23 protein-coding genes are annotated in these 25,727 nt (G+C 71.4%); 6 read left to right on the top strand and 17 right to left on the bottom strand.

Annotated elements, in window-relative coordinates; all coding sequences use genetic code 11:
* Window positions 1-113 precede the first annotated feature (113 nt).
* Window positions 114-2,510, bottom strand: a complete 2,397-nt coding sequence (locus tag LWP59_RS17035; protein ID WP_144632198.1) for an MFS transporter — start codon at window positions 2,508-2,510, stop codon at window positions 114-116.
* Window positions 2,511-2,656: 146 nt separating this feature from the next.
* Between LWP59_RS17035 and LWP59_RS17030 the strand changes: the two genes are divergently transcribed.
* Complete coding sequence (locus tag LWP59_RS17030) at window positions 2,657-3,259, top strand: acyl-CoA-like ligand-binding transcription factor (RefSeq protein ID WP_144632201.1); 603 nt, start codon at window positions 2,657-2,659, stop codon at window positions 3,257-3,259.
* Window positions 3,260-3,413: 154 nt separating this feature from the next.
* Here the strand turns inward: LWP59_RS17030 and LWP59_RS17025 are convergent, their stop codons facing one another.
* The 7 genes from LWP59_RS17025 to LWP59_RS16995 form a co-directional block, all read right to left on the bottom strand.
* Window positions 3,414-4,646 (bottom strand): CaiB/BaiF CoA transferase family protein, encoded by a 1,233-nt coding sequence (locus LWP59_RS17025; RefSeq protein WP_186382993.1) that lies wholly within the window; start codon window positions 4,644-4,646, stop codon window positions 3,414-3,416.
* 72 nt (window positions 4,647-4,718) lie between these two features.
* Window positions 4,719-5,228, bottom strand: a complete 510-nt coding sequence (locus tag LWP59_RS40345; protein WP_144632360.1) for an SDR family oxidoreductase — start codon at window positions 5,226-5,228, stop codon at window positions 4,719-4,721.
* Window positions 5,229-5,721: 493 nt separating this feature from the next.
* Window positions 5,722-7,335 (bottom strand): amidohydrolase, encoded by a 1,614-nt coding sequence (locus LWP59_RS17015; RefSeq protein WP_144632204.1) that lies wholly within the window; start codon window positions 7,333-7,335, stop codon window positions 5,722-5,724.
* Window positions 7,336-7,348: 13 nt separating this feature from the next.
* The gene (locus LWP59_RS17010; RefSeq protein WP_144632207.1) at window positions 7,349-8,665 is read right to left on the bottom strand and encodes an amidohydrolase family protein; all 1,317 of its coding nucleotides are present in this window, start codon (window positions 8,663-8,665) and stop codon (window positions 7,349-7,351) included.
* 5 nt (window positions 8,666-8,670) lie between these two features.
* On the bottom strand, window positions 8,671-10,134 hold the full coding sequence (locus tag LWP59_RS17005; protein ID WP_222425393.1) for an NAD-dependent succinate-semialdehyde dehydrogenase: 1,464 nt from the start codon (window positions 10,132-10,134) through the stop codon (window positions 8,671-8,673).
* 10 nt (window positions 10,135-10,144) lie between these two features.
* On the bottom strand, window positions 10,145-11,398 hold the full coding sequence (locus LWP59_RS17000) for a M24 family metallopeptidase (RefSeq protein ID WP_144632210.1): 1,254 nt from the start codon (window positions 11,396-11,398) through the stop codon (window positions 10,145-10,147).
* Between the two features lies 1 nt (window position 11,399).
* A complete protein-coding gene (locus LWP59_RS16995) occupies window positions 11,400-12,341 on the bottom strand; it encodes an NAD(P)-dependent oxidoreductase (protein ID WP_144632213.1) in 942 nt (313 codons plus the stop codon).
* Between the two features lie 204 nt (window positions 12,342-12,545).
* On the opposite strand from LWP59_RS16995, the gene LWP59_RS16990 reads away from it, so the two are divergent.
* Complete coding sequence (locus tag LWP59_RS16990; protein ID WP_144632215.1) at window positions 12,546-13,547, top strand: LacI family DNA-binding transcriptional regulator; 1,002 nt, start codon at window positions 12,546-12,548, stop codon at window positions 13,545-13,547.
* On the opposite strand, the gene LWP59_RS16985 is transcribed toward LWP59_RS16990, so the two are convergent.
* Window positions 13,544-14,791, bottom strand: coding sequence for a dihydrolipoamide acetyltransferase family protein (locus LWP59_RS16985; protein ID WP_144632218.1), 1,248 nt, complete (start codon window positions 14,789-14,791; stop codon window positions 13,544-13,546). The genes LWP59_RS16990 and LWP59_RS16985 overlap by 4 nt on opposite strands.
* A 26-nt stretch (window positions 14,792-14,817) precedes the next feature.
* Window positions 14,818-16,998: an alpha-ketoacid dehydrogenase subunit alpha/beta gene (locus LWP59_RS16980; RefSeq protein WP_144632221.1), complete on the bottom strand. Its 2,181-nt coding sequence runs from the start codon at window positions 16,996-16,998 to the stop codon at window positions 14,818-14,820.
* Between the two features lie 113 nt (window positions 16,999-17,111).
* Here LWP59_RS16980 and LWP59_RS16975 point away from each other — a divergent pair, with 113 nt between their 5' ends.
* Complete coding sequence (locus tag LWP59_RS16975) at window positions 17,112-17,615, top strand: VOC family protein (protein ID WP_222425394.1); 504 nt, start codon at window positions 17,112-17,114, stop codon at window positions 17,613-17,615.
* Between the two features lie 17 nt (window positions 17,616-17,632).
* Complete coding sequence (locus tag LWP59_RS16970) at window positions 17,633-18,301, top strand: GntR family transcriptional regulator (protein WP_144632227.1); 669 nt, start codon at window positions 17,633-17,635, stop codon at window positions 18,299-18,301.
* On the opposite strand, the gene LWP59_RS16965 is transcribed toward LWP59_RS16970, so the two are convergent.
* Window positions 18,294-18,485, bottom strand: a complete 192-nt coding sequence (locus tag LWP59_RS16965; RefSeq protein WP_144632230.1) for a LacI family transcriptional regulator — start codon at window positions 18,483-18,485, stop codon at window positions 18,294-18,296. The two genes, LWP59_RS16970 and LWP59_RS16965, sit on opposite strands and share 8 nt — an antisense overlap.
* Before the next feature lie 98 nt (window positions 18,486-18,583).
* Here LWP59_RS16965 and LWP59_RS40715 point away from each other — a divergent pair, with 98 nt between their 5' ends.
* Entirely contained in the window at window positions 18,584-18,757 is a 174-nt protein-coding gene (locus LWP59_RS40715; RefSeq protein WP_308431735.1) for a hypothetical protein, read from the top strand.
* A 37-nt stretch (window positions 18,758-18,794) separates the two neighbouring features.
* On the top strand, window positions 18,795-19,145 hold the full coding sequence (locus LWP59_RS16955) for a GatB/YqeY domain-containing protein (protein ID WP_144632233.1): 351 nt from the start codon (window positions 18,795-18,797) through the stop codon (window positions 19,143-19,145).
* Window positions 19,146-19,196: 51 nt separating this feature from the next.
* Here the strand turns inward: LWP59_RS16955 and LWP59_RS16950 are convergent, their stop codons facing one another.
* The 6 genes from LWP59_RS16950 to LWP59_RS16925 all read right to left on the bottom strand — a co-directional run bounded on the left by LWP59_RS16950 (window position 19,197) and on the right by LWP59_RS16925 (window position 25,672).
* Window positions 19,197-20,717: a carboxylesterase/lipase family protein gene (locus LWP59_RS16950; protein WP_144632236.1), complete on the bottom strand. Its 1,521-nt coding sequence runs from the start codon at window positions 20,715-20,717 to the stop codon at window positions 19,197-19,199.
* A 185-nt stretch (window positions 20,718-20,902) separates the two neighbouring features.
* Entirely contained in the window at window positions 20,903-21,637 is a 735-nt protein-coding gene (locus LWP59_RS16945; RefSeq protein ID WP_144632239.1) for an SDR family oxidoreductase, read from the bottom strand.
* The gene (locus LWP59_RS16940; RefSeq protein WP_144632242.1) at window positions 21,634-22,791 is read right to left on the bottom strand and encodes an NADH:flavin oxidoreductase; all 1,158 of its coding nucleotides are present in this window, start codon (window positions 22,789-22,791) and stop codon (window positions 21,634-21,636) included. Before LWP59_RS16940 ends, LWP59_RS16945 begins: the two co-directional genes overlap by 4 nt.
* The gene (locus LWP59_RS16935) at window positions 22,788-23,360 is read right to left on the bottom strand and encodes a TetR/AcrR family transcriptional regulator (RefSeq protein ID WP_144632244.1); all 573 of its coding nucleotides are present in this window, start codon (window positions 23,358-23,360) and stop codon (window positions 22,788-22,790) included. The genes LWP59_RS16940 and LWP59_RS16935 overlap by 4 nt, the downstream gene beginning before the upstream one ends.
* 217 nt (window positions 23,361-23,577) lie before the next feature.
* Window positions 23,578-24,765, bottom strand: coding sequence for an IniB N-terminal domain-containing protein (locus tag LWP59_RS16930; protein WP_144632247.1), 1,188 nt, complete (start codon window positions 24,763-24,765; stop codon window positions 23,578-23,580).
* A gap of 412 nt (window positions 24,766-25,177) precedes the next feature.
* On the bottom strand, window positions 25,178-25,672 hold the full coding sequence (locus LWP59_RS16925; protein WP_144632250.1) for a MarR family winged helix-turn-helix transcriptional regulator: 495 nt from the start codon (window positions 25,670-25,672) through the stop codon (window positions 25,178-25,180).
* Window positions 25,673-25,727: the final 55 nt, after the last annotated feature.

Genomic DNA, 25,727 nt, shown 5'->3' with positions numbered 1-25,727 from the left:
GTCAGTTCTCACCGGCACCGCCATCCTCGTAGAGGCGCATATCCTTGCCTTGAAACCTACGAAGAGGTGACACCACTGTCAACGTCAGGGGCTCAACGGCGTGCGCCGCCGGTTCAGGCGGGTCCCGCCACCCGGTGGCGGATGAGCGGGAGCTGCAGGTCCACTGTGGCGGGCTGCGCGGAGGTGAGCTCGACCTGGTTCGTACTGGGCTCGTACAGGCTCGTCACGACGGTGTACTCCCCCGGCGGGAGCCCGCTCAGCTGGTATCGGCCGTCCGGGCCGCTGACCGCTGTCCCGACCGGAGAGCCCTGAGCGTCGGCGACCGTGACGGTCGCGTCGGCCAGGCCCAGCCCGTCCGGCCCCGCGACGATGCCGCACAACACGCCGGTGGCCTCCACGAGGATGTCCGCGACCACGGGCTCACCGCCGAGCCGCACCGCGGCGGTGCCCGGACGGTGGCCGGCGAGGTCGGCGGTCACGATGATCTCGCCGGAGGGCAGGCCGGTGAGCTGGAACTCGCCGTTGCCGGCGGTGCTGGTCCGGCCGACCACCTGCCCTGCCGTGTCGGTGGCCACCACGGTCGCGCCGGCCACGGCCTGGCCATCGGAGCCGCGGACGGTGCCGGTCACGACGCCGTCGCTGGTCACGACGAAATCTCGGGCCGCGCCGGTGCCGTTCACGGTCACCGTCGCCGCGGCCGGCCGGAACCCGGGCGCCGTGATGATCACCGTGTAGGTGCCCGGCGACAGCGCCTCGATCGCGTAGCCGCCGCTCTCGCCTGCCCTGGCCCGCCCGACCTGCCTGCCGTCCACAGTGGTCACGGTGACCATGGCGCCGACGAGCCCCGACCCGTCGGCGGTGCGCAACCGGCCGCGGAGCTCGCCCGGCGCGATGGCCCGTTCCGGGGCGATGGCCCGTTCCGGGGCGGCGGCCACCGCGGACCCCGCTGGTTCCAGGTCGATGGTGTGGCGCAGCGGGACCTCGCGCAGGAACAGGATCGCGATCAGCGCGACCGCGGCCAGTGGGGCGGCGAAGAGGAACACGTGCGCCGTCGCGTCGCCGTAAGCGGCTTCGACGACCGCGCGGATCGGGCCGGGAAGGCTAGACAGCTGCGGGATCTGCCCACCGGAGGACGACGTGGCGCTGGGGTCGATTCCCAGCGCGGCCAGCCCGGAGGTGATGTTGTCCGTGACGCTGGTGCTCAGCACCGCGCCCAGCCCGGCGACCCCGACGGCACCGCCCAGCGAACGGAAGAAGGCAACCGTCGAACTCGCCGCCCCCATGTCCCGCAGGGCGACCGTGTTCTGCACCGCGAGCACCAGGTTCTGCTGTGTCATGCCCACGCCGAGCCCGACCAGGGCCATGAACACGGCCAGCTGCCAATACACTGCGGTGGCGCTGACGAAACCGGCCTCCAGCGCCAGGCCCGCGGTGAGCAGCACGCCACCCAGCACGAGAAACCGCTTCCACTTGCCGTACTTGCTGATCAGCTGCCCCGCCACGGCGGAGGACACGAACATCGCGCCGATCAACGGCAGCGAGAGCAGACCCGCCTCCGTGGCCGAAGCGCCGCGGGCGAGCTGGAAGAACTGGCTCAAGAACACCGTCGAACCGAACATCGCGACCCCGACGAACAGCCCGGCGACCGTCGCCAGCGTGACGGTCCGCTCCCGGAACAGCCGCAACGGCACGACCGGCTCCGCCGCCCGCGACTCCACCAGCACCGCGAGCGCGAGCGCCACCACACCGGCACCGGCCCAGGCCAGCGACGACCACGAGACCCACGCGAAGTTCTTGCCCGCCAGCGAGGTCCACACCAGCAGCGCCGACACACCGCCCGCGATGAGCACCGCACCGAGGTAGTCGATGTGCACCTCACGCTTGATCGTGGGCACCGACAGCGTCCGCTGCAGCACCACCAGCGCGATCGCCGCGAACGGCACGGTGATGAAGAAGCACCACCGCCAGCCCAGCCACGAGGTGTCCACGACGACACCGCCGATCAACGGTCCCCCGACCACCGCGACGGCCATGATGGCGCCGAGATATCCGCTGTAGCGGCCCCGTTCCCGCGGCGGGATGATCGCCGCGATGACCACCTGGGCCAGCGCCTGCAACCCGCCCATGCCGAGGCCCTGCAGCACCCGGAACACGATCAGCATCGTCGTCGACTGAGTGGTCCCGCACAGCACCGACCCGGCGATGAAGATGATGATCGCGAGCTGGACCAGCAGCTTCTTGCTGAACAGGTCGGCCAGCTTGCCCCAGATCGGCGTGGACGCCGTCATCGACAGCAGCGACGCGGTGACCACCCAGGTGTACTGGGCCTGAGTGCCGCCGAGCTCGCCGATGATGCGCGGCAGCGCGTTCGACACGATCGTGCTGGACAGGATCGCGACGAACAGCGCGGCCAGCAGTCCGGACAGCGCCTCGAGCACCTGCCGCCTGCCGGCGGGCGGCGTCCCCGCGGCATCGGCGGCGGGCTCGAAGGCTTCGGAAACAGTCGTCATGGGCAGGTCCTCGCAGGCAGTGGTGTGCAGCCGGGAATGTCGCGCTCGGGGGATCCATGCACGTTCGTCCCCGAAAAGCACTGTAGCGCAAAACTTGCACGTCGTGCAAAAATTTTCCGCCACGGGTACGGCCTAAGTTGGTGGGCATGACCGACGACCTCGGACGGCGCGAGCAGAAGAAGCTCGCGACGCGACGCGCCCTCGCCGACGCGGCGTTGCGGCTGTGCGTCGAGAAAGGTTTCGACCAGGTGACCGTCGAGCAGATCACCCACGAGGCCGGCGTCTCCCTGCGCACCTTCTTCAACTACTTCTCCGGCAAGGAAGACGCCGTGGTCGCCGGGGACGCCGCGACCGCCGAAGCCCTGGTCGCCGCGTTCGCACGACGCCCCACCGGCGAACCGGTGCTGACGGCCCTGCACGCGGCGATCACCGAGGTCCTGCCCGCCCACATCGACAGGACACAAGCGAACCAGCGACGCGCGTTGCGCCGCATCCCCGCGCTCCTGCCCCACCAACTGGCCGCCTTCGCGGCTTACGAGCAGCAACTCGCCGAGGCCGTGGCCGGCCGGATGAACACCGACACCGACACCGATCCCTACCCGGCCACGCTCGCCGCCGCGGTGCTGGCGTGCCTCCGCGTCGCCGTGCAGCGGTGGCTGGACGCCTCATCATCGGCGGACAGGCCCTCCCTGGCCAAGTCCGTCGACGCCATGCTCACGCTGCTCGCGGAGGGTTTCGACACGAGATGATCCTGGGGAGCGCCACGCTGCCGCCGAGCAACCGGCGCCACGTGGTGTGCTCCGGCGGGTCCGGCATGACCGGGATCACTTGTACGGCGGATCCGGTTCCGTCGGCACGATCACAGCTCGGCGCCGCTCACGTGCGGTGCCGCGACCCGCGTCATCAGGTCACCGCGCCTTCGATCTTGAGCTGGATCAGCTCGTCGTCGGAAAGCCCCAGCTCCCGCAGGATGTCGTCGGTGTGCTCGGCGAACTGCGGGGCCCGGGTGAGCCGCACCGGCGTCTCGTCGAACTGGACCGGGTTGGCCACCAGCTCGCGATCCTTGCCCTCGGCGTCGACGACCGAGGCGATCATGCCGGTGGCGCGGAGGGCGGGATCCTGCCCGACCTCCCAGGCGTTCTGCACCGCCGCCCACTGACCGGCGCCGCTGCCCAGCAGCTCCAGCCATTCCTCGAACGGACGGCCTGCGATGATCCCGGCGACCAGCTCGGCGGCCTCAGCCGCGTTCGCCATCAGCTTCTCGGTGCTGTCGAACCGCTCGTCGGCGACCAGCTCCTCCCGGCCGGCGATCCGGCAGAACTCCGGCCAGTACCGGCCGGGCTGGAGCATGCACAGCTCGAGCCACCGGTCGTCCGACGTGCGGTAGGCGCCCACGAGCGGGTTCGTCCGCGATCCGTGTTTCGGCGCCTGCGCGACCGGCAGGGGCCCGTCCGCCAGCAGCGCGAGGTTCACCGAGAACTGCGTCGCCCACGCCCCGACACCGAGCAGCGAAACGTCGATCAACGACGGCTCCCCGGTGACCTTGCGCGAGTACAACGCCGCCGCGATGCCGCTGGCGATCGTCATCCCGCCCATGGAGTCGCCGTACGCGCCGGCGGGCATGCGCATCATCGTCTCCGACGCCGGCGGGGTGACACCGGCGGCACTGCCACCCCTGGCCCAGAAGGCCGTGCTGTCGTAACCTCCCTTGTCCGCGTCCGGACCGCGGGACCCGAAGCCCGAGCCCCGGACGTAGATGATGTCCGGGTTGACCGCACGCACGTCCTCGACCTCGATGCCCAGCTTCCGCCGTGCGGTCGGCAGGAAGTTCGTCAAGAACACGTCGCTGGTGCGGATCAGCTCTTCGAGCACCTTGCGGGCGCCCGGGGTCTCGAGCGCCAGGCCGATGCTGCGCTTGCCCCGGTTGGGCCCCTCCATGATGGGGAAGAACGAGCTGCCCTTGCCTGCCGCGTCGAGACCGAGCAGGCGCACGAGACCGCGTTGCGCGTCACCGTGCTCCGCGTGCTCGACCTTGATCACGTCGGCACCCCAGTCCGCCAGTACGGCGCCCGCCGCCGGTACGAAAGTGAACTGGGCGACCTCCAGAATCCGTACGCCCTCCATCGGTCGGTGCATGGGGCCGGTCCTCCTCGCCTCTCGAAATGTGAGTCGTGCTCAGAACGCCGGTTGCCGGGGGCGCCCCTTGACCTAGGCCCCCGCATCGACCCGTAGCTGCACACCGGTGACGTAACGGGGCTCGTCCGGGACGAGGAAGAGCGCGGCCGAGGCGATGTCCTCCGGCTCCACGAACCCGACCGGCATCGCGTTCATCGCCGCGAACGCGGCGAGCGCGTCCTCCCGCGTGGGGTTCTCCAGGTCGGGCCGGAACTGCCGGTACATGATGTCGCTGTTGAGCATGGCGGTGTTGCAGTTGGCCGGGTGGATCGCGTTGGCGCGGATCCGGCGTCGCGCGAGCACCACCGCCAGGTCGTTCACGAACGAGGCCACCGACCGCTTGGCGAACTCGGCCAGGCGGAGGGCATGCGCGCGCCCTGGCCGCGACCGACGCCGGTGATCAGGATGACCTTTCCCTCGACACGTCCCATTTCGGTTCCCTTCTTCGTCGAACGGCACCGGGCCTGCGGAGAATCGCGCCGAGGCATCTACATTGTCTAAATTCGACGCTTCGATGGCCAGACGATAGCCGATTTTGACCATGGTTTCGATCCCTCGAACACCGCCGGTTCTGGCGGAACGTCGCGTGCGGAAGGCCTCGAGCTGCCGCGGCAGCACACCGGCCTTCGCGCCGGCCGACGACGGTGTGCACAAGCCGCCCGACAACTTCTACGAGACGGATCGAGATGCCGCGGCGTGCGGGGCATCGTTTCTGGAAGGCAGGGACGGAGGTTGTCGACCAACAGGGCACTGAATCGAGCATCGGCCCGAGCGTGGACTACGGCGAAGTCGAACATCGTGACCCCACGCTGAGGTGGGCAAGCGCGGCGAGAGGCGCCTACCGCGAGATCGCACGCCGAACGTGCCGATGCCCGGGCAGGCCGGGCATCGGCGACCTCGAGCTTCCTTGGCCCGCGCGGCACGGGTGCTGTCCATCACCCGTGCCGTGGCAGGCGGCGAAGCCGGAGGGGCAGAGCCGGGATCCGGGCACGGCATCCCGGCCGGCACCGGCCGAAGCCCGACCGCCGCCAGGCGTTCACCCCACCGCGCCGGTCGAGTGCACGACCTTGCCGCCGACGACGGTGAGCTCCGCCGAGATCGAGGGAATCCGCTCGGCCGACACCGTGAAGTAGTCGTCGCTCAGAACGGCGAAGTCCGCTCTCGCCCCGCGGCGGAGATGCCCCCGGGTCGCCTCCTCGAAGCTCAGCCATGCGCTCCCGGCGGTGTAGGCCTCCAGCGCGCGCTCGCGGGTGAACAGCTGCCGCGCGGACCGGCGCTGGGCGCCGTCGAGGGAGGTGCCGGTCACCAGCCACCACAGCGAAAGCCAGGGACTGTACGACGAAGCACGGCTCGCATCCGTCCCCGCGGCGACCGGGATCCCTTCAGCGAGGATGTCGGCTACCGGCGGGACCGTCTCCATCGATCCCGGGCCCCACGCCGCTTCCGAGGCCGCCGCCTTGAACACCTGGTGGTCGTCGAGGACGATCCCGGCACCCAGCGCCTTGAGCCGCCGGAGGTTCCGGGCACCGATCCGGTCCGCATGCGACAGGGTGAACCGCAACCCGCGCAACGGAACGAGCCGGTCGACCGCCTCCCAGCAGTCCAGGATCACGTCGATCGAGGAGTCCAGGACGGCGTGGATGTTCATCGGCCAGCCCCGGGCCGCGGTCGCGTAGCTGATGTCGTACAGCTGGGCCGCGGCCGCCTCGCTGATCCGGAACTCCTCCAGGCCCTCGAAGTCGTGGCAGCCGAAGTGGACCACTTCGCCGATGCCGAGCACCTGCAGCATCCCGTCCCCGAACCGGGAGTGCGCGTGCCGCAGCCAGCCGTCGAGCTGTGCCTGTTCCCGCCCGGGGTCGACCGCGGAGAGGAACAGCCGTGCCCGCATCGACAGCTCGCCGCGGCGCCACAGCGTGAACAGCGGGTCGTACCGTTCGGGAGCCATCCCGAAACCGCCCGCGTCCACGATTCCCGTGAGACCGGCCGCGTGCAGGTCGGCGAACATCGCGGCGGTGGAGCGCAGCTGCTCGTCGGGTCCTGGCACCGCCATCGCGTCGAGGCAATGGGTGAAGGCGCCCATCCCGTGCACCCGCCCGGTCGGTTCGCCGGTGACCGGTGCACGTTCCACCCAGCCTCCCGGCGGGTTGCCGGACAGCCGGTCCAGGCCGGTCGCCCGCAGTCCGGCCGAGTTGAGTACGGCGACCTCGTAGAGAGCCTGCACGTACACGGGATGGCCGGGGGCGACCGCGTCCAGCTCCGCGCGGGTGGGTTCGCGCGACTCGGTGAACTGGCAGGGATGCCAGCCGCCGATCGCCCTGATCCACTCCCCCACGGGCCGGTCCCGCGCGGCGGCCTTGATGGTGGCGAGCGCGCTCGGCACGTCGGGCAGCCCGGTCCAGTGCAGTTCGGCCGTCCAGGTCGCGCCGGCACGGGCGGCGTGCAGGTGCCCGTCGACGAGGCCTGGGATCACCCGGCGGCCCTGCAGGTCGACCACCCGGGTGCCGGGCCCGGCACACTCCATCGCCTCCGCACCGCAGGCGGCCACCCGCCCGTCGCGCACGGCGAGCGCGGTGACCTCCGGTGCCCGGCCCGTCCAGATCCGGCCGTTGACGTAGAGCTCGTCGGCGGCGCTCTTCGTCGAGTCAGCCACGTGACCTTCTTTCTTACAGAGACCAGTTCTTCAGCAAGCCGTCCCGGGAGGAACGGACACGCTCGCGCAGCGCGGGCAGGTCGTGGCGCAGCATCCGGCCGCCCGCCTTCACCTGCTCGCCTGCCACGAACACCGCTTCCACGTTCTGGCTGTCGGCCAGCGTGACGGCGGCGGGCAGGTGGTTCACCAGGAACAGGTTCGGCAGCTCGACATCCAGCAGGACGAGGTCGGCCTGCTTGCCCGGGGTGATCGAGCCGATCCGGTCGTCGAGCCCGAGCGCGCGGGCACCTTCGATCGTGGCCATCCGGACGACGTCCGCCGCCGTGATCGTCAGCTCCGGCAGGGTCTCGCCCCGGCTCAGCGCGAGGTGGTTCTGCCAGCCCCGCTCGGCCTCGAGCGTCCCGCGCATCTCGGCGAACAGGCTGCCGCCGACGCCGGACACGACGTCCACGCTCAGGCTCGGTTCCAGCCCGGCCGCGCGTACCCGGCCGGTCGCCGGGTAGCCGTGCCCCATCTGCATCTCCACCCGGGGGGAGAGCGAGACGTGCCCGCCGGAGTCGGCGATCATCTTCAGTTCCTCGTCCGTGCAGGTGTTGCAGTGCACGTAGACGAGATCGGGACCCAGCAGCCCGCGGCGGTGCAGGTCGGTGACCGAACGGACCTGCCCCAGCAGCCCCACCCCGACGTGCGTGGACAAACGGACGTCCAGCTCCCGGGCCAGTTCGAGGTCGATCAGTGCTTCTTCGACAGGGCCGAACTCCGGGCCGAGGCTGGCGATCGCGAAGGTCAGCAGCGAGTCCTTCGCCGAGAAGTAGCGTTCGGCCACCCGGACGACGTCGGCGCGGTACCAGTCCGCTTGCGGGGACCAGGGGTTGCCGTAGCCGAACACGGCCCGGATCCCGGACTCGGCCAGCCCGCGCACCGCCTCGTCGGCGTGCTCGGGCGTGCGCACGATGTGGGACCAGTCCATGATCGTTGTGATGCCGGAGTCCAGCGCTTCGATCGCGCCGAGCAGGTCGGCGACGTACACGTCGTCCGGGGTGAACCGGGGGCCGAGCTGGAGCAGCATCTGCTCGACGTACTGCCCGAGCGTCCAGTCGGCGGCGATCTGCCGGACGGCGGCCTGCCAGAGGTGGCGGTGGGTGTCGACCAGGCCGGGCAGCACGATCCGGTTGGCCGCGTCGACGATCCGGGCGTCGGTCACCGGTATCTCGTGGGCCACGGCGCGGATGACGCCGTCCTCGATCAGCACGTCGCCCCGGGGCAGGGTGCCGATCTCCGGATCGACGCTGAAGACGATGCCACCGGTGATCAGGGTCCTCGTCGTCATCGCGCTCACCACTCGACCGCGATGTACTTGGACTCGGTGAACTCCAGCATGCCTTCGTGCCCGCCTTCACGACCGATTCCGCTCTGCTTCGTGCCGCCGAAGGGCGCGGCGGGGTCGGAGACGATGCCGCGGTTGAGCCCGACCATGCCGGAGTCCAGTGCCTCGGCGACCCGCAGCCCCTTCGCGAGGTCGCCGGTGCAGACGTAGGACACCAACCCGTACTCGGTGTCGTTCGCGAGCGCCACCGCCTCCGTTTCCCCGTCGAACGCGACGACCGGCGCCACCGGGCCGAAGATCTCCTGCGTCAGCACCGGCGCGCCGGGCGGCACGTCCGCGAGCACCGTCGGCGGGTAGAAATGTCCCGTACCGCCCACAATGGATCCTCCGGTGGCGGCGGTGGCGCCCATCGCCACCGTCTGCGCCACGAGTGCCGCCACCTTGTCCCGCGACTCGGCGTTGACCAGCGGGCCGAGCGCCACCTCCTCGTCGAGTCCGTGCCCCATCCGCAGCCCGCCCATGCGGGTCGTGAGCAGGGCGGTGAACTCGTCCGCCACCGCACGCTCGACGTAGAACCGGTTCGCCGCGGTGCACGCCTCTCCGCCGTTGCGCATCTTCGCGACCATCGCGATGTCCACCGCCGCTTCGAGGTCGGCGTCGGCGAACACGAGGAACGGCGCGTTGCCGCCCAGTTCCATCGACGAGCTCACCACGGTCTTCGCAGCACCGGACAGCAGCGCCCGGCCGACCTCGGTCGAGCCGGTGAACGACACCTTGCGCACCCGCGGGTCGTCCAGCATCGCCCGCACGACCGGCCCGGACCGGGCCGACGGCAGGACGTTCACCACCCCGGCGGGCACGCCTGCCTCGGTGAGGATCCCACCGATCGCGAGCGCCGTCAGCGGGGTTTCGCTGGCCGGCTTGAGCACCACGGTGCAGCCCGCGGCGAGCGCGGGACCGATCTTGCGCGTCGCCATCGCGGCCGGGAAGTTCCACGGCGTCACCAGCACGCAGACCCCGATGGGCTGCCGCAGCACGAGAATGCGGTTCGTCCCGGACGGTGCCGTTTGGACGGTGCCGAGACTCCGCACCGCTTCTTCCGAGTACCAGCGGAAGAACTCAGCCGCGTAGGCGACCTCCCCGCGAGCGTCCGCCAGCGTCTTGCCGTTCTCCAGCACGATCAACGCGGCCAGCTCGTCCGTCCGTTCGGTCATCAGGTCGAAGGCACGGCGCAGGATCTCGGCGCGCTCCCGCGGCGCGGTCGCCGCCCAGCCCGGTCCCGCCCGGTGGGCGGCGGTCACGGCGTCGAGCCCGTCGGCCACGGAACCGCTGGCGACCGAGGCGATCTCCTGTTCCGTCGCCGGGTCGGCGACGGAGATCCGGGCGCCGTCCGAGGCCGGCCGCCAGGCGCCGCCGATGAACAGCTCGACCGGCACGCCCTTCACGATCGAGTCGGGGTCGATGGTCTTCACGGCACTCCTGTCAGTACTCGTTGGCGATGAACAGTTCCTGCGCCGGGAACTTGGTGATCACGTGCGCGCCGTGCTCGGTCACGACGACCTCCTCCTCGATCCGTGCCGCGGAGAAGCCGTCGGCGGCCGGGCAGTAAGTCTCGAGCGCGAACACCATGCCGGGCTGGACCTGCACCGGGTTGGTGAGGCTGTTGAGCCGGGAGATGATCGGCCGTTCGTGCAGGCCGAGCCCGAGCCCGTGGCCGAACTGCAGGCCGAACGCGGCCATCTCGCTGTCGAACCCGAACTCGGTCGCGGCGGGCCACACGCGCGCGACCTCGTCGGTGCCGACGCCGGGGCCGACCACCTCGATGGCGGCGTCCATCCATTCGCGGGCCCTGGTGTAGGCGTCGCGCTGGGCTGCGGTCGCGCTGCCGACGCTGAACGTGCGGTAGTAGCAGGTCCGGTAGCCGTTGTAGGACTGGATGATGTCGAAGAACGCCTGGTCGCCGGGGCGGATGAGGCGGTCGGAGAAGTTGTGCGGATGCGGGTTGCACCGCTCCCCCGACACCGCGTTGATCGCCTCGACCTGGTCCGAGCCCATCTCGTACAGCCGCTTGTTCGCCAGCGCGACGATCTCGTTCTCCCGGATACCGGGCTTGAGCACCTCGACGATGTCCTGGTACACGCCGTCGACCATCGCGGCGGCCTGTGTGAGCAGCGTGATCTCGTCGGCCGACTTGATCTGCCGCGCGTCGAGCATCAGCTGCTGCGCGTCGAGCACCCGCAGCCCCTGCCGCTGCAGCTCGAACAGGAACGGCGGCTCGACGATGTCCACCCCGACCGGCTGGTCCGCCAGCCCCGCGTCGGTGAGCATGCCCTTGATCTCCCGCACCGCGGACTCCATCAGCCCCGCGCTCGGCGCGATCGCCCCGCGCAGGCCCAGCATCCCCGCGCGGGAGTTCTCCGGCAGCAGCCACGGCGAGTAGAGCTGGTGGTGTTTCGCGGCGGAGCCGAAGTCCCACAGCACCGGCTCGCCGCCCCGGGGCAGCAGTGCGTACCGGGTCATCTTGTCGCCCAGCGCGCCGCCGATCCACGTCTGCGTCACGTACCGGATGTTGTAGAAGTCGAACAGCAGGAAGGCCCCGCACTCGGAGGACTCCAGCGCCGCCCTGGCCCGGCCGATCCGGTAGTCGCGCAAGCGGCCGAAGTCCACGCGCTGCTCGAAGTCGACCGCACCGTGTCCCGGCGCCGGCAGGGGGCGAGCGGTCGCGACGGCGGTCATCTCAGGCCTCCAGGCCGTCGTCGACGGTCACGTGCTCGGGCTTGAGCTCGATCCCCGACCGCCGTGCCTGCTCCAGGATCAGCTCGGCGAAGTCGTTCTCCCGCGAGCCCGCGGCGATGGCCTCCCACACCAGCTGCGCGGTCGCGGAAGCGACCGGCATCGACACCTCCAGCTCGCGAGCCGCGGCGAGCCCGAGGTCGAAGTCCTTGCGCAGCAACGGCATCGTGAACGTCGGGGTGAAGTCCAGGTTGACCAGCGCGGGCGTCTTGTACCGGCTGAACACCGAGCCCATCACCGAGTTGTTGAGGAACTCGAGGAACGCCGCCCGGCTGGTGCCGCCCTTTTCGGCCAGCACGGTGATCTCCGCCAGCGCCTGGGTCACCACGCCGAGGAACACGTTGTGAGCGATCTTGACCAGGCGCGCCACCTCGCCCTCGCCGACATAGGTGACGCCACGGCCGAGCAGCTCCAGCAGCGGGCGCGCGGCGTCGAACGCCGGGCGGGGCCCGGACACGGCCAGGGTCAGCTTGCCCGACTTGACGACCTTGGGATTGCCGCTCACCGGGGCGGCGAGGAAGTCCGTGTCGCGGGCGTGCGCCGCGGCGCGCGCTTCGGCGGATGCCTCGGTGGACACCGTGGACGAGTCCACGATCAGCCCCGGCGCCGCATCGGTCCTGCTCAGCACGCCGTTCTCGCCCGTGGTCACCGCCGCGAGATCCGCCGAAGCGGACACCATCACGAAGACCACGTCACGGTCGGCGAGCCCGGCCGGGCTGTCCACAACGGACGCCCCCAGCTCCACCAGCGGCTCGGCCTTGGCACGCGTGCGGTTGTAGACGGCCACGTCGTGGCCGGCCCTGAGCAGCCGGGCCGCCAGTTCGAACCCCATCCGGCCGGTGCCGATCCACCCGATCCGCGGGTGCTCGGTGGGACGGTAACCCATGTTTCGTCCTCCTCGACGATCTCGATCGACCCGCTTCACACCCGGTCGCGGCGCGGGTACCGGGTCGGCGTCCTCTGGTTTCGCCAGACCTCTTGCAACCGGTTGCAGTCAAGCCTGAACCGACCCGGTGAACTTGTCAAGAAAAGCCCGGAAAGATCCTGGTGCGTGTGCTGCGATCGGTTGCAGTAACCGTATGATGTCGGGATGGAGAAGCCGCCCACGATCGCCGATGTCGCCAAGCTCGCCGGAGTGCACAAGGCGACCGCGTCCCGGGCTCTCAACCCCCGCACGAACGGCCAGGTGAACCCGGCGACGGCGCGCCGGGTGCTGACGGCGGCGAAACGGCTGCGCTACCAGCCGAACACGGTCGCGCGCAGCCTCAGCACGAACCGGTCGGCCACGGTCGGGGTGCTCATCCCGGACCTCACCAACCCGCTGTTCCCGCTGGTGGTCCGGGGCATCGAGGACGCGCTGGGCAGCCAGGGGTACACCGCGCTGCTGGCGAACACCGACAACGACCCGGAGCGCGCCGACGCCCAGTTCGACGCGCTGCTGTCCCGGCGGGTGGACGGGTTCCTGATCGCCACCGCTCGCCGCGACGACCGGTTGCTGACCCGCGCGCACGACCAGGGCATCGCGGTCGTGCTGGTGAACCGGTCGACAGACCTTCCGCTGTTCCCGGCGGTGACCGGCGACGACGCGGCCGGGGTGGCCGCCGCGGTGGAGCACCTGAGGGGGCTCGGTCACCGCCGGCTCGCGCACCTGGCCGGGCCGGCCGGGATGTCGACCGGCTCGGTGCGGGCACGGGCGTTCCGCCAGCACGCCGGGGACGAGGCGCCGGTGGTCGAATGCGCGTCCTACACCGAGGAGGCCGGCATCGACGCGGCGCGGCGACTGCTCGACGAGCACCCCGCGACCACCGGCATCGTCGCCGGCAACGACATGATCGCCCTGGGCGCGCTGCAGGTGCTGCGCGAGCGCGGGTTGGACTGCCCGCGGGACGTGTCGGTGATCGGCTTCAACGACATGCGCTTCGTGGACAAGCTGGTGCCGCCGCTGACCACCGTGCACGTGCCGCACCACCGGCTCGGCGCGGAGGCGGCCCAGTTGCTGCTGGAGCAGCTGGACCGCCCCGACCGCGCGGCGAAGACGGTGTCGCTTCCGCTGCACCTGGTGGTGCGCGGGTCGACGGCGCCGCCGCCTTAGGCGACCAGCCGCAGCGGTTCTTCCAGCGTCCGCACCAGTGCCGCCATCCAGCGGGCGGCGAGCGCGCCGTCGATGGCACGGTGGTCGACCGACAGCACGAGCGTCAGCTGTGTCGCGACCCCGACGGCGCCATCGACCACGACCGGGGTCGCGACGGCCGCGCCGACGGCCAGGATCGCCGAATGCGGTGGGTTGATGATCGCCGAGAACTCCTCGACGCCGTACATGCCGAGGTTCGTCACGCTGATCGAGCCGCCTTCGAGATCGCTCTGGCGCAGGGTGCCGTCGTCGGCCTGCCGGGCGAACTTCCGCACCTGTGCCGCGATCGCGCTCGGCGTGCTCTTCTCCACCCCGCGCAGCACCGGGGTGACGAGCCCACGCCCGGCCGCGATGGCGACGGCGATGTCGGCCGAGTCGAACTGCCGCAGCGCGTCGTCGGTCCACACGACGTTCGCCTCGGGGACCTCCTGGTGGGCCACCGCGACCGCGCGGAGCACCAGGTCGTTGACCGAGATCTTGTGCGGGGACACCGCGTTGAGCCGCTGCCGCAGAGCCAGCAGCTCGTCCACCCGGGCGGTGCGCTTGAGGTAGAAGTGCGGAACCGTCCGCTTGCTCTCGGTGAGCCGGGCGGCGATCGCGCGGCGCGGCCGGGAGTGCGGGATCTCCTGGAAACCGTCCCCGGCCACCGGTTCTGCGGGCGCGGTCGCCGAGGACGGAGCGGTCGGCGCGGTGGCGTGCTGCCGCGCGGCGGCGATCGCCTGCTCGACGTCCCGGCGGACGATCCGGCCGTTCGGGCCGGTGCCCGGCACCCGCTCCGGAGCGAGGCCGGCTTCCTTGAGCAGTTTGCGAGCGAGCGGGCTGATGAAGACGCGCCGGGCAGTGTCGGCGGGCACGGGTTCCGGTGCCGGGGCCGGAACTTCGCGGCGGGCCGGGGCGGGGGCCGGTGCGGACGTCCCGGCAACGCCGAGGTCGGCCAGCACGCGGTCGAGATCACCGGCCTCCTCCCCGCCGGCACCCAGCACCGCCATCGGCGAGCCGACCTCGACCGAAGTGCCGCCGGGCACCAGGGCACGCAGGATCGTCGCGTCCTCCTCGGCGGCGAGCTCGACCGATGCCTTGTCGGTCTCGATCACCGCGATCGGGTCGCCCGCCCGGAACGGGTCGTTCTCCTTCACCAGCCATTCGGACAGCACGGCTTCACTCGCACCGGCCGCGACTTCGGGCATACGCAGCAGCGTCGCCATGGTTGGGGCTCCTCGTTCTCTCGACGTCAGTGGGCGGCGATGTCGCGCAGTGCGGTGACGACTTCCTCGGTACAGGCGATCGCGGCCCGCTCGAGGACCTTGCTGATGCTCGGCGAGGCCTCCGCGCCGGTGACGCGCTCGATCGGCGCGTCGAGCCAGTCGAACAGGCGGCGCTGGATCTCGTCGGCAAGCCATCCGCCGTACGACATGCCGCGGGCGCCCTGCTCGACGATCAGCACGCGGTTGGTCTTGCGCACGCTGCGCTCGATGGTGTCCCAGTCGAGGCTGGCAGGGTCCAGCCAGCGCAGGTCGACCAGGTCGGCGTGCAGCTGCGGCACCTGGTCGAGCGCTTCGAGGCAGTGACCGACCATGGACAGGTACGAGATCACGGTCAGGTCGTCGCCTTCGCGGCGCAGCGCCGCCTTGCCGACGGGGATCCGGTAGTCCACATCGGACACCGGGCCTGCCCCGGTCGAGGTGTAGAGGTCGACGTGCTCGAGCACCACGACCGGGTCGTCGCAGGCGAGCGCGGTGTTGAGCAGGCCGACGTAGTCGAACGGGTTCGACGGCGCGACCACCCGCAGCCCGGGCGCCGTCACGAGCACCCCGGCGGGATCGTTCGTGTGCTGCGAGCCGTACCCGGTACCGGCGGCGAGCTTCGTGCGCAACACGAACGGCACCGGGCTTTCGCCGCCGAACATGTGGCGGGCCTTGGCGACCTGGTTGAACAACTGGTCGGCCGCGACCCACATGAAGTCCGCGTACATGTACTCGACGATCGGCCGGAACCGCCCGTCCAGTGCCATCCCGCCGCCGAGCCCGGTGAAGGCGTTCTCGCTGATCGGGGTGCCCAGCACCCGTTCGGGCGCGACCTCGCAAGCGCGGCGGGTAGCGCCGTTGGTGCCGCCCTTGAGGCGGTGCACGTCCTCGCCCAGCACGACGACGCGCTCGTCCGTCTCCAGCCGGCGCCCGAGGACCTCGCTCACCACGTCGATGAACCGGCGCTCGGCGAGCTCGCCCGAGAACGTTTCGGCCTCCTCGTACCGGCTCCCCGCCAGCTCACCGAGGTCACCACGCACCCCGACGTCGACGAACCCGGGGCCGGGCCAGGCGGAGGCCTTGATCCGGCGCTGCCCCGGCTTGCCGTCCGGCACGGGTTCGAGCAGCGAGTCCCCGATCTCGTGCAGGGCCGCGGTGACCTCCTCGCGCGCGGCCGCCACTTCGTCCACAGTGGCCAGTCCACGCCGGACCACGTGCGACTGCAACAGGTCCACCGGGTCACGGTCGCGCCAGGCCTGCTCCTCCGCCTTGTCGCGGTAGCCGAACGCGCTGCCCGGGTACGGCCCGTTCTGGTGGAGGTACCGGTACAGGTCGGCTTCCACGATCGCCGGGCCGTTCCCGGCGCGCATGTGCGCCAGCGCGTCGGTCATGGCCAGGTGCACAGCCAGTGGATCCATCCCGTCGACCCGCCAGCTCGGGATCCCGAAGCCCGGGCCACGGCCGGACAACCGCGCCTCCGCGGTCGCCTCGGCCACCGAGGTCGAGACCGCGTACTGGTTGTTCTCGATGAAGAAGCACACCGGCAGCCGCCAGGCCGCGGCGAGGTTGAACGTCTCCAGCACCGAACCGATGTTCACCGCCCCGTCGCCGAAATAGCTCACCGTCACGGCGTCGGTGCCCGCGCGGCGCTGGTTGAACGCGAAGCCCGCGGCCTGCGGGACGCCGCCGCCGACGATCGCGTTCGTGCCCATCGCGCCCGCCTCGCGCCAGCGCAGGTGCATCGAGCCGCCCCGGCCGCGGCAGTAGCCCTCGGCCAGCCCGCAGATCTCGGCGAGGGTGCGGCGCAGCACCGTGCGCACCTCGTCGTCCAGCTCGGGCAGCACGCCGGACTTGCGGGCCATCACGTGCCCGAACGCCTTCGCCAGGAACTGGTGGTGCCCGCGGTGCGAGCCGTTGACGTAGTCGTCGCTGCGCAGCGACACGATCGAGCCGACCGCGCCGCCCTCCTGCCCGATGCTCGAATGGGCCGGCCCGTGCACCAGCCCCTGCGCGGCCAGCTCCAGCACGTACTCCTCGAACGTGCGGATCCACAGCGCCTGGCCCAGCATCCGCAGCAGCAGGTCCGGATCCGCGCCGTCCCAGTCCTCGGCCGAGGTCGCCAGCTCGACCCACGGGGCGGCGGCAGCCAGGTTCTCACGGGTGGGCATCAATGCTCCTTGAAGACGGAATTCTCGCCATATGGATCCAACTGGCAACTCTTTTCGTACTATGCTCGCCAGGATCAGCAAATGCAAGCCGTAATGGATCCATTGGAGCTGTCGTGCCCATCCCCGGCCTCACTCATGTCGATCACCTCGGGATCACCGTCCCCGATCTCGACCAGGCCCGTGAGTTCTTCGTCGACGTCCTCGGGTGCGAGTACCTGTACACGCTCGGCCCGCTGCGCGACGACCACGGCAGCTGGATGCGCGAGCATCTCGGCGTGCACGAACGGGCCGTGGCGCCGCGGCTGCACTTCTACCGGCTCGGCGGGCAGGCGGTCCTCGAGGTCTTCGAGTACCAGGCGCCCGACCAGCGTCTCGACCCACCGCGCAACAGCGACATCGGCGGGCACCACCTGGCGTTCTACGTCGAGGACCTCGACACCGCGATCGCCGATCTGCGCCGGCGCGGCCTGCGCGTGCTCGGGGAGCCGACCGCCAGCAAGGGGCCGCACGAAGGGCAACGCTGGGTGTACTTCCTGTCGCCGTGGGGTCTGCAGTGTGAGCTAGTGTCCTATCCGCACGGCAAGGCGTTCCATCGCAACCCCGAAGCCTTCGCCTGACCCGGAAGGAGCCGAGGGTGACTGGTCGCACTGGCGTGCCGGCGGCCGTCGCGAGCCAGCGCATCGCCGAGGAGATCCGCGAACAGATCCTGAACGGCACGCTCCCGCCCGGCACCCGGATCATCCAGGACGAGCTCGCCGAACAGCTGCGGACCAGCCGGCTGCCGGTGCGCGAGGCGCTGCGCATCCTGCAGTCGCGCGGCCTGGTCACCCTGCGGTCGAACCAGGGCGCGTGGGTCACCAGCATGGACATGCGCGAATGCGAGCTCAGCTACAAGATCCGCGAGCGGGTGGAGCCCCTGCTGCTCGCCGAGTCCGCACCCCGGCTGTCCGACGACGACATCGCCGGGCTGGCCCGGCTGCAGGACCGGATCGAGCAGGCACCCGGCGTCGAGGAGTTCCTGGTGCTCGACCGGGAGCTGCACTGGGCCACCTACCGCCACCACCAGGCCGAGGAGCTGGCGTCGATCGTGGCCCGGCTGTGGGACACCACCCAGCACTACCGCCGCGCGTTCACCAGGCTCACCGGCGAGCGCCGCCGCTGGATCATCGGCTCCGAGCACCGGCTGCTCATCGAGGCCCTGCGCGACCGCGACCACACCTCCGCCGAGCGCATCCTGGAACTGCACATCCGCCGCACCCGGGTCGAGCTCGCGCAGCACCCCGAGGTCTTCCAGGTCAGCTGAGCTCGTGCGACCGCGGCGGCGCCGTGGACTCCCGGACCACGAGCCTGCCCTCGAAGCGCATCACGTTCGGCTCCGCCGGAGCCGCGTCGCGCGGGTGCTGCATGCGGTCGAGCAGCAGCCGGGCGGTCATCGTGCTCATCTCGGCCAGCGGCAGGACGTACCGGGTCGGCGGCGGGTTGGTCACGTCGCTCGGGCCGACCGGGAACGCGAACTGCTGCGCGCGATCGTGGACGGGCGAGCAACGCCGAGATCGCGGCGCGGCTGTTCCTGGCCGAGGGCACAGTGCGCAACTACCTCTCCAGCGCCATGGCCAAGCTGCGCGCGCGCAACCGCACCGAGGAGGCGGGGACCGCGCAAACCCGCGGCCGGCTCTGGTCGTCCTGCGGACGGAATCCGGAAACAGCCGTGACAGCACCCGCAGCCCGCCGACTCCGGGCTGCGGCGCCAGGAAAATGAGTCGCTCGAGTTGGCCGGGTGCTGGGAAGATCGTCAGATGCGCACCAGCCTGCGTGACGACCTGACAGCGGCTCTCAAGGCCCGGGACCGCGTCGCCGTCACGGCACTCCGCTCCGCCTTGGCCGCGATCGACAATGCCGAGGCCGTCCCCGTCGACAGCGCGTCGGACAGCGTCACCGGGAACGAACACGTCGCGGGAGCGGCGACCGGCCTGGGCGCGGCGGAAGCAGAACGCCGTCACCTCACCGAGGCCGATCTACCGTCGATCGTCGAGAACGAGGTGCAGGAGCGCTCGGCCGCCGCGCAGCAGTATGGGCAACTCGGCCGCGAGGACCTTGCCGAGCGGCTCCGGGCGGAGGCCGTGGTGCTGAGCCGGTACCTGCGATAAGCCCAACCCGCGGACGATATCCCTGCGTCCGGGATCGTGGGCCGGTCGACGCTACCGGCCGAGCAGTGGCAGCACGGAAAAGGTGTGGTCCTGCCAGATCAGCCGGGAGGCCTCTTCCGGGTAAGCAGTGACCGCCGGGCGGGTGTCGAAGAGCCGCACGAGGCGCTGGCCGGTGTCGTACGCGGGCCAGCCGGGGTCGCCGTGGGTGGCGAACGCCGTCCACACGCCACGGATGTCCGTGGACAGCGCCGCTGCCTCGGCAGCGGCGTCCTCACCGATCAGCATGGCAGGCCCCCCGCTGTCCAGGTTGCCGAAGACGAGTGGCACGTCGAGCCCGTGGCAGGCACCGAGGGCACCGCCCATCCCCGGGGCGGGCCAGGTGAGCTCGTAGAGGTGGGCACGGCCGCCGGCCGTGGTCTGCGCCTGGGCGAGGTGGAGTGTCGGCATCCGGAACAGCCAGTCGGAGTTGACCAGTTGGTACAGCTCGTCCGGGCCGGCGGCCGGGAAGCCGTCGCGGTACCGGCGTGCACCGTCCGGGCCGGGGGCGAAGACTTCCAGTGCGGTCGCCGCCTGCTCCGGCGTCACCTGGCCGAGCAAGCCGTCCAGCGCGGTGAACAGCCGCTGCTCGTCGCGGGTGTGGCCGACGAGGAGTTCGATGTCCCGGCCGGCGCCCTCGGCCAGGGCCTGCCAAGGGGTGGCGGGCAGGACATCGCCGTCGACGACGGGCGAGAACGGGATCGACCTGTGCGCGGCCTGGCCCCAGCGCCCCGCCCACCGGCCCATCTTGGCGGTGACCGCGTCACCGGCGGCGGCCAGTCGGGCCGGGGCCACGGCGGACAGGTCGGCCACCGTGGGACGCAGCCCCGTCTCGGCGGCGCAGGCGGCGGCGATGTCGGCGGCGAGCTCCGCCGAGAAGAACGTGCCCGGCACGCTCTGCGCGACGGCCCGGCGGAAGAGCCCAGCCGCACACGGCATCGCCAGCAGCGCCGCGACCGATCCGGCGCCCGCCGACTCGCCGAAGACCGTGACTTGATCAGGGTCGCCGCCGAAAGCCCGGATGTTGTCACGCACCCACTCCAGCGCGGCGACCTGGTCGAGCAGGCCTCGGTTGGCGGGCGCGCCGTCGAGCTGCGCGAAGCCCTCGATGCCCACGCGGTAGTTGAAGGTCACCACGACGACGCCGCCGTCCCGCGCGAGGCGGCCGCCGTCGTACTCGGGGAGGTTGGCCATGCCGATCGCGTAGGCGCCGCCCTGGATCCACACCATGACCGGCAGCCCCGCGCCCGGGCCGGGGTCGGGCGACCAGACGTTGAGCGTCAGCCAGTCCCCCGCCGCGTCCCGCGACAGCGCGTCCATAGCGAACGCACCGGCCTGTGGGGGCGGCGGCCCGTAGGTCACAGCCTCCCGCACCCCGCTCCACCGCCGTACCGGCCGCGGTGCGGCGAAACGCAGCGCGCCGACCGGCGGCTCGGTGAACGGGATGCCACGGAAGACCGCCAGACCCGCCTCCCTGCTGCCGCGCAATGTCCCGGCCACCGCGCGGACTTCGGGTCGGGACGCGAGAACGGTCATCACGACTTCCTCTCCGGACGGGCCGAGCGCGATACGAGATCGTCCCCGCTCCATCGGGATGCGCGCCAGCCATTTACCGACCGCCGCGGGCGCGCGCTGGGTACGGGCCGGTGCCGGAAAGTGGGCGAGCCCTCGGTCAGGTGGCAGCCGGGCCTGCAGGCCGGGAGCCGGTTACGCAGCGTCCTTCAGAACTCCGTGGGTCGCATCAGTGCGTCCGACCCGCCGTCGATCATGAACTGAGCGCCGTGGACGTACCCGGCGCGCGGGCCCAGCAGGTAGACGATCAGCGCGGCCACCTCCGCCGGCCTGCCGTGCCGCGGGATCGGTGCTCGGTAGTTCCGGATCGCGTCGCCGTAGCGGGGGTCGGCCAGGCCACCCGCCAGCAGCGGCGTGTCGACCGCGCCAGGGGCCACCGTGTTCAGCCGCACGCCGGCGGCGCCCCACTCGGCGACCCGGCTGCGCACCGCGACCGTCAGCGCGTTCTTCGACCACGCGTACGCCAGCTGTCCCCGGTACTCACCGGCGTCCGCCAGCGCGGCGGCCTCTTCGCCGCGTGCGATCGGGTTGTCCGCCCACCGCACCATCGTCGAGGCCGACGACGACACGGCCACCGCCGCCGTGCGCAGCGCGGGGAACAGCCCGTCCAGCACCGTGACCGCCCCCCGGTAGTTCACTTCGATGATCCGCACCGGATCCGGCGTGTGCGGTCCGAGCCCGGCACACAGCACGAGCCCCTCCAGCGAACCCCCGCACCGGTCCAGCACCCCGTCGATCGCGCGCTGCCGGCCGTCGGGAGTGCCCAGGTCCGCACGCACCTGCGCGTCCCGCAGGTCCACGCCGATCACGTCGTGTCCCTCCGCCCGCAGCGCCGGCACCACGGCGGCGCCGATCCCCGACGCGGACCCCGTCACGGCGATCATCCGGCCGCCAGCACACAGCGCGTCCCACGGTAGATCGTCGGCATGCACTTGTTGCAGTGCACGCACAGCGAGCGGGCCCCGGAGCGCAGCCGCAGCGGCAGGTCGGGCTCGCGCAGCAGCGCGCGTGCCATCGCGACGAACGCGAAACCCTCCGCCAGTGCCTGTTCCATCGTCTCCAGCCGGGTGATCCCGCCCAGCAGGATCAGCGGCAGGTCGAGCGCCGCGCGGAACTGGCGTGCCCGTTCGAGCAGGTAGGCCTCCTCGAACGGGTAACTGCGCAGGAAAGCGCCACCGGCCGCCCGCACGCCCCACCGCAGCGGCGGCGGGAACTGCGCGGCGAACTCCCGCAGCGGCGCGTCCCCGGTGAACAAGTACATCGGGTTCAGCAACGAACTGCCGGCGGTCAGCTCCAGTGCGTCGACGGTCCCGTCCGCCTCCAGCCACCGCGCGACCCGCACGCTCTCGTCCAGCCAGAACCCGCCGGGCACCCCGTCGTCCATGTTGAGCTTCGCCGTCACCGCGATCCGGTCGCCCACCGCGTCCCGGACCGCCCGCGCGATCTCCAGTGCCAGCCGGGCACGGTTCTCCAGTGCTCCGCCGTAGGAGTCCCGCCTGCGGTTCAGCCTCGGGCTGAGGAACGAGCTGACCAGATAGTTGTGTCCGAAGTGGATCTCGACGGCGTCGAAGCCGGCTTCGACGGCCAGTCGCGCCGCTCCGGCGTGCGCGCGCACGACCCGGTCCAGATCGTCCACTGTGGCCGCTCGGGTCATCCGCGTGCCCAGCGGGTTGGGGAACCGTCCCGGTGCCAGCGCGGGCAGCCGGTTCGACGCCGCGTTCGCGACCGGCCCGGCGTGTCCGATCTGCGCGCTCACCGCCGCACCCTCCGCGTGCACCGCTTCGGTCAGCCGCCGCAACCCGGGCACCGCCTCGTCGCGCATCCAGATCTGGTGCCGGTCGGTCCTGCCCTCCGGGGAGACCGCGCAGTAGGCGACCGTCGTCATCCCCACCCCGCCGCGGGCCGGACGCCGGTGGAACTCGATCAGCCGGTCGGTGACCAGGGCCTGCGGGGTGGCCCCCTCGAAGGTCGCGGCCTTGATGATCCGGTTGCGCAGCCGCACCGGCCCCAGTTGCGCGGGCGCGAAGACGTCGGTCATGACCCCGCCAACCCCGCGGCGACGAACGTGCGCAGGGTGTCGACAGGCACCTCGCCCGGCATCGCGTCGGAGAAGAACTGGAGCACCAGTCCGAAGGCGAGCAGCCACCGGTGCGCCGCGCCCGTCTTCGAGAGCTCCGGCCGCGCGTCCCGCAGCAGCTCGATCCACGGCCCCAGCCCGAACCACCGCGACGTCCACGCCGGTTCCCGCCGTCCGAGCACGAACCTGGCCAGCAGCCGCAGCCGCAGCTGCCCGACCGGGTCCGCGGCCAGCTCGGCGAGCGGCGTCACCACGAGATCGACCAGTTCCGCCACCGTGGGCACCCAGCCACCCCGCCGCCGCTCGGCGACCTCGTCCAGCCGCCGCTGCCACACGGGCGCGAGCCGGGCCTCCAGCAGTGCGGCGACCAGTGCGTCCTTGGAACCGAAGTGGTAGTGCACGGCCGCCGGGTTCATGGCCGCCGCGCTGTTGATCGCCCGCACGGACACCGCGTCGTAGCCGGGTTCCAGCAACAGCCGCTCGGCCACGGTCAGCAGGCGCTCCCGGGTGGTGGCGTCGGTGTTTCGCACCCGACCAGCACAGCACGTTCCCCAGCGCCGAATCAATCACTGATTGATTCGGCGGCCGAGGGACGCCAGGTGCGCCTGCGCCGCTCGAACACCTCACGGAAAGACGCAGAGCCCCGGTACGGAGACGATCCTTTCGTGGATCGACTTCATACCGGGGCTCTGCACGACCGCAGGTCCGCGCCTCTCGCTGGGAGACCCGGACCCGCGGTGCTCACCCTCAGAGGCCGAGGCCGAAGTGGTCGAGCGGGTTGTCCGTGCCGTGCAGGTCCAGATCGTCGGCCTGGGGGCTGACGATGCTGTAGACGTGACTGTGCACACTGGCCACGTCCTGGTGCAGGTCCGTGACGCCGGAGTCGCCGAGCGAGCCCAGGGTGTGGTCCACGACGGGCAGGTGCGCGCCGCCATGGCCGGCGGTGTCGGTCACCGAGCTGACGACATCGCCCGAGGCCGGGATCGCGGGCACGGCCGGGAGGGCCGGAAGGTGCGGCACCGCCGGCAGGGCGGACACGGCCGGCAGGGCGGGCACGGCCGGAACCCCGGGCACCGCAGGGAGGGCCGGAACCCCGGGCACCGCCGGGACGGCGGACGAGGCGTGGTCCAGCGTGTCCGACATGTCGCCGCCCGGGCCGAAGTCCCCGCCGAGGAACTGGTCTGCCAGCGCCTCGCCGCTGTGCGTGCCCACCGGGGTGGACCCGAGGGCTTCGTTGCCGATACCCAGCGCTGCACCGCCGTCGAACCGCACCTGGCCGGCCAGGTCACCGAGCGGGCCGCCGACACCCGGCAGCGCGCTCACGGTGCCGACAGCGGTCTGCGCCAGCAGGGCGTCGCCGAGGTGGTTCGTGGTGGCGTCGACGACGGCCCCGACGAGCTGGCCGTCGAAGACGTGGTCGCCGACGGCGGCAGCGGTGTTCTGCAGGTCGATGTCTTCCGCGTCGGCCAGTGGCCCGACCACCGGCACGGTGTCGACCGCGGCGGCGACCTCGTGCACGACGCCGGAGGCGGTGTGGAGTGCTTCGTCCGTGACGGTGTTCAGGCCGGTCGCACCGGCCAGGTCGCTGGTGGCGCCGAACACGCCGCTCAGGTTGGGCAGCCCGCTCAGCCCGCCGGCGACGACGTGAGAGACGTCGCTGACCAGCGGGGAAGAGACCGCGCTGCCCCTGGCCACGGAGTCGTCCAACGTGGTCGCGAGGTCGCCGTTGGCGGCGAAGGAGTCCGTCCCGCCGGCCATGGAGACCGGCGCGGCCTCCGTGACCAGCGGAACCAGGTCGTGCACGTCCGCCGGGGTGACGTCAGCCAGCCCGGCGGCGTTCAGGACACCCTGCGGGTCGTGGTCGAAGTCCGCCAGAGCCTGTTGATCGTTCAGGAGGTTCAGTACGAATCCGTGCAGTGTCTGCACCGCGCTCATAGTTGTGTTCCCTCGAAGTAGCCACTAGATGAGCAGTTCAGGCAAGATCAAGAGACCTTGCCACGCGGTGAGGCTAGACCCGGTGGTGTCCGAGCGTCATCGGGGGTCACTCCCCGTCCCCGAATGACCCCATTAGGGAGCCGGGTGACCCCCGACTAGGGGGGTAACGGGGCTACACGCTCAGTGACGAACGGCTCGGCCTCGTTCAGCCGCCCTGGGGGAAGCGTGCTTCTTCCCGCCGATCACGGCCACGGCGGCCGCGCCAGGAGCACCAGCGAGGCCCAGGTGATCGAGCGGGGGACGTCGGACGCCTTTCCCGTCGCGTTGATCGCGCCGCCGACGAACAGGCTGGGCGAACCAAGTCACCGCGACCCGGCCGGTGCCCGCCGACCCCGGTCTGTGCCCGCCGAGATCAGAGCCAGAGGTCGCCCTGGTCGGCGATCCCGGGCTCGTCGCCGGCGTCGGTGAACGCCGCCAGTGCCCGGACCATGCCACGCCGCGTGGTCGGCGCCATCCGGCCGACGATCCGGGAGATCTCCTTGCGCCGCCGCTGGGTGACCTCGCGGACCACCGCCGCACCGGTCCCGGTGAGCGAGACGACCAGTTCGCGGCGGGACGCGGGGTTGGCCTCGCGGCTGACCAGCTCGGCGGCGACGAGCCGGTCGACCATCCGGGTCGCGGTGGACGGGTTCACGGCGAGGAACTCGGCCAGCGCGGTGAGCTTGACCGGCCCCCGGCTGCCCAGCACGACCAGCAGCCTGAACTGCGGGATCGTGATGGACTCGTCGACCGCGGCGATCGAGCGGGCGGAGACGGCGACCAGAAGCCGGGACGCGGTGAGGACGGCATCGGTGACCGCGTCGACATCGTCGGCGGCCGACGATGCGGCGGTACGGCGGGTGGACATAGCACCGTTCTACCTCACACTCACTACGTATAGCCTGGGCAAGTATTGCATACTG

The sequence above is a fragment of the Amycolatopsis acidiphila genome, assembly GCF_021391495.1.
Taxonomy (GTDB): domain Bacteria; phylum Actinomycetota; class Actinomycetes; order Mycobacteriales; family Pseudonocardiaceae; genus Amycolatopsis_E; species Amycolatopsis_E acidiphila.
Note: the sequence above shows the minus strand (reverse complement) of the source record. Positions and strands in the feature narration are given on the sequence as shown.

Excerpts from the sequence above, each read along its gene's own strand:
- LWP59_RS17035 (WP_144632198.1), bottom strand. The coding sequence starts at position 2,510 with ATGACGACTGTTTCCGAAGCCTTCGAGCCCGCCGCCGATGCCGCGGGG.
- LWP59_RS17030 (WP_144632201.1), top strand. The coding sequence starts at position 2,657 with ATGACCGACGACCTCGGACGGCGCGAGCAGAAGAAGCTCGCGACGCGA.
- LWP59_RS17025 (WP_186382993.1), bottom strand. The coding sequence starts at position 4,646 with ATGCACCGACCGATGGAGGGCGTACGGATTCTGGAGGTCGCCCAGTTC.
- LWP59_RS40345 (WP_144632360.1), bottom strand. The coding sequence starts at position 5,228 with ATGGTCAAAATCGGCTATCGTCTGGCCATCGAAGCGTCGAATTTAGAC.
- LWP59_RS17010 (WP_144632207.1), bottom strand. The coding sequence starts at position 8,665 with ATGACGACGAGGACCCTGATCACCGGTGGCATCGTCTTCAGCGTCGAT.
- LWP59_RS17000 (WP_144632210.1), bottom strand. The coding sequence starts at position 11,398 with ATGACCGCCGTCGCGACCGCTCGCCCCCTGCCGGCGCCGGGACACGGT.
- LWP59_RS16995 (WP_144632213.1), bottom strand. The coding sequence starts at position 12,341 with ATGGGTTACCGTCCCACCGAGCACCCGCGGATCGGGTGGATCGGCACC.
- LWP59_RS16990 (WP_144632215.1), top strand. The coding sequence starts at position 12,546 with ATGGAGAAGCCGCCCACGATCGCCGATGTCGCCAAGCTCGCCGGAGTG.
- LWP59_RS16985 (WP_144632218.1), bottom strand. The coding sequence starts at position 14,791 with ATGGCGACGCTGCTGCGTATGCCCGAAGTCGCGGCCGGTGCGAGTGAA.
- LWP59_RS16980 (WP_144632221.1), bottom strand. The coding sequence starts at position 16,998 with ATGCCCACCCGTGAGAACCTGGCTGCCGCCGCCCCGTGGGTCGAGCTG.
- LWP59_RS16955 (WP_144632233.1), top strand. The coding sequence starts at position 18,795 with ATGCGCACCAGCCTGCGTGACGACCTGACAGCGGCTCTCAAGGCCCGG.
- LWP59_RS16950 (WP_144632236.1), bottom strand. The coding sequence starts at position 20,717 with ATGACCGTTCTCGCGTCCCGACCCGAAGTCCGCGCGGTGGCCGGGACA.
- LWP59_RS16945 (WP_144632239.1), bottom strand. The coding sequence starts at position 21,637 with ATGATCGCCGTGACGGGGTCCGCGTCGGGGATCGGCGCCGCCGTGGTG.
- LWP59_RS16940 (WP_144632242.1), bottom strand. The coding sequence starts at position 22,791 with ATGACCGACGTCTTCGCGCCCGCGCAACTGGGGCCGGTGCGGCTGCGC.
- LWP59_RS16930 (WP_144632247.1), bottom strand. The coding sequence starts at position 24,765 with ATGAGCGCGGTGCAGACACTGCACGGATTCGTACTGAACCTCCTGAAC.
- LWP59_RS16925 (WP_144632250.1), bottom strand. The coding sequence starts at position 25,672 with ATGTCCACCCGCCGTACCGCCGCATCGTCGGCCGCCGACGATGTCGAC.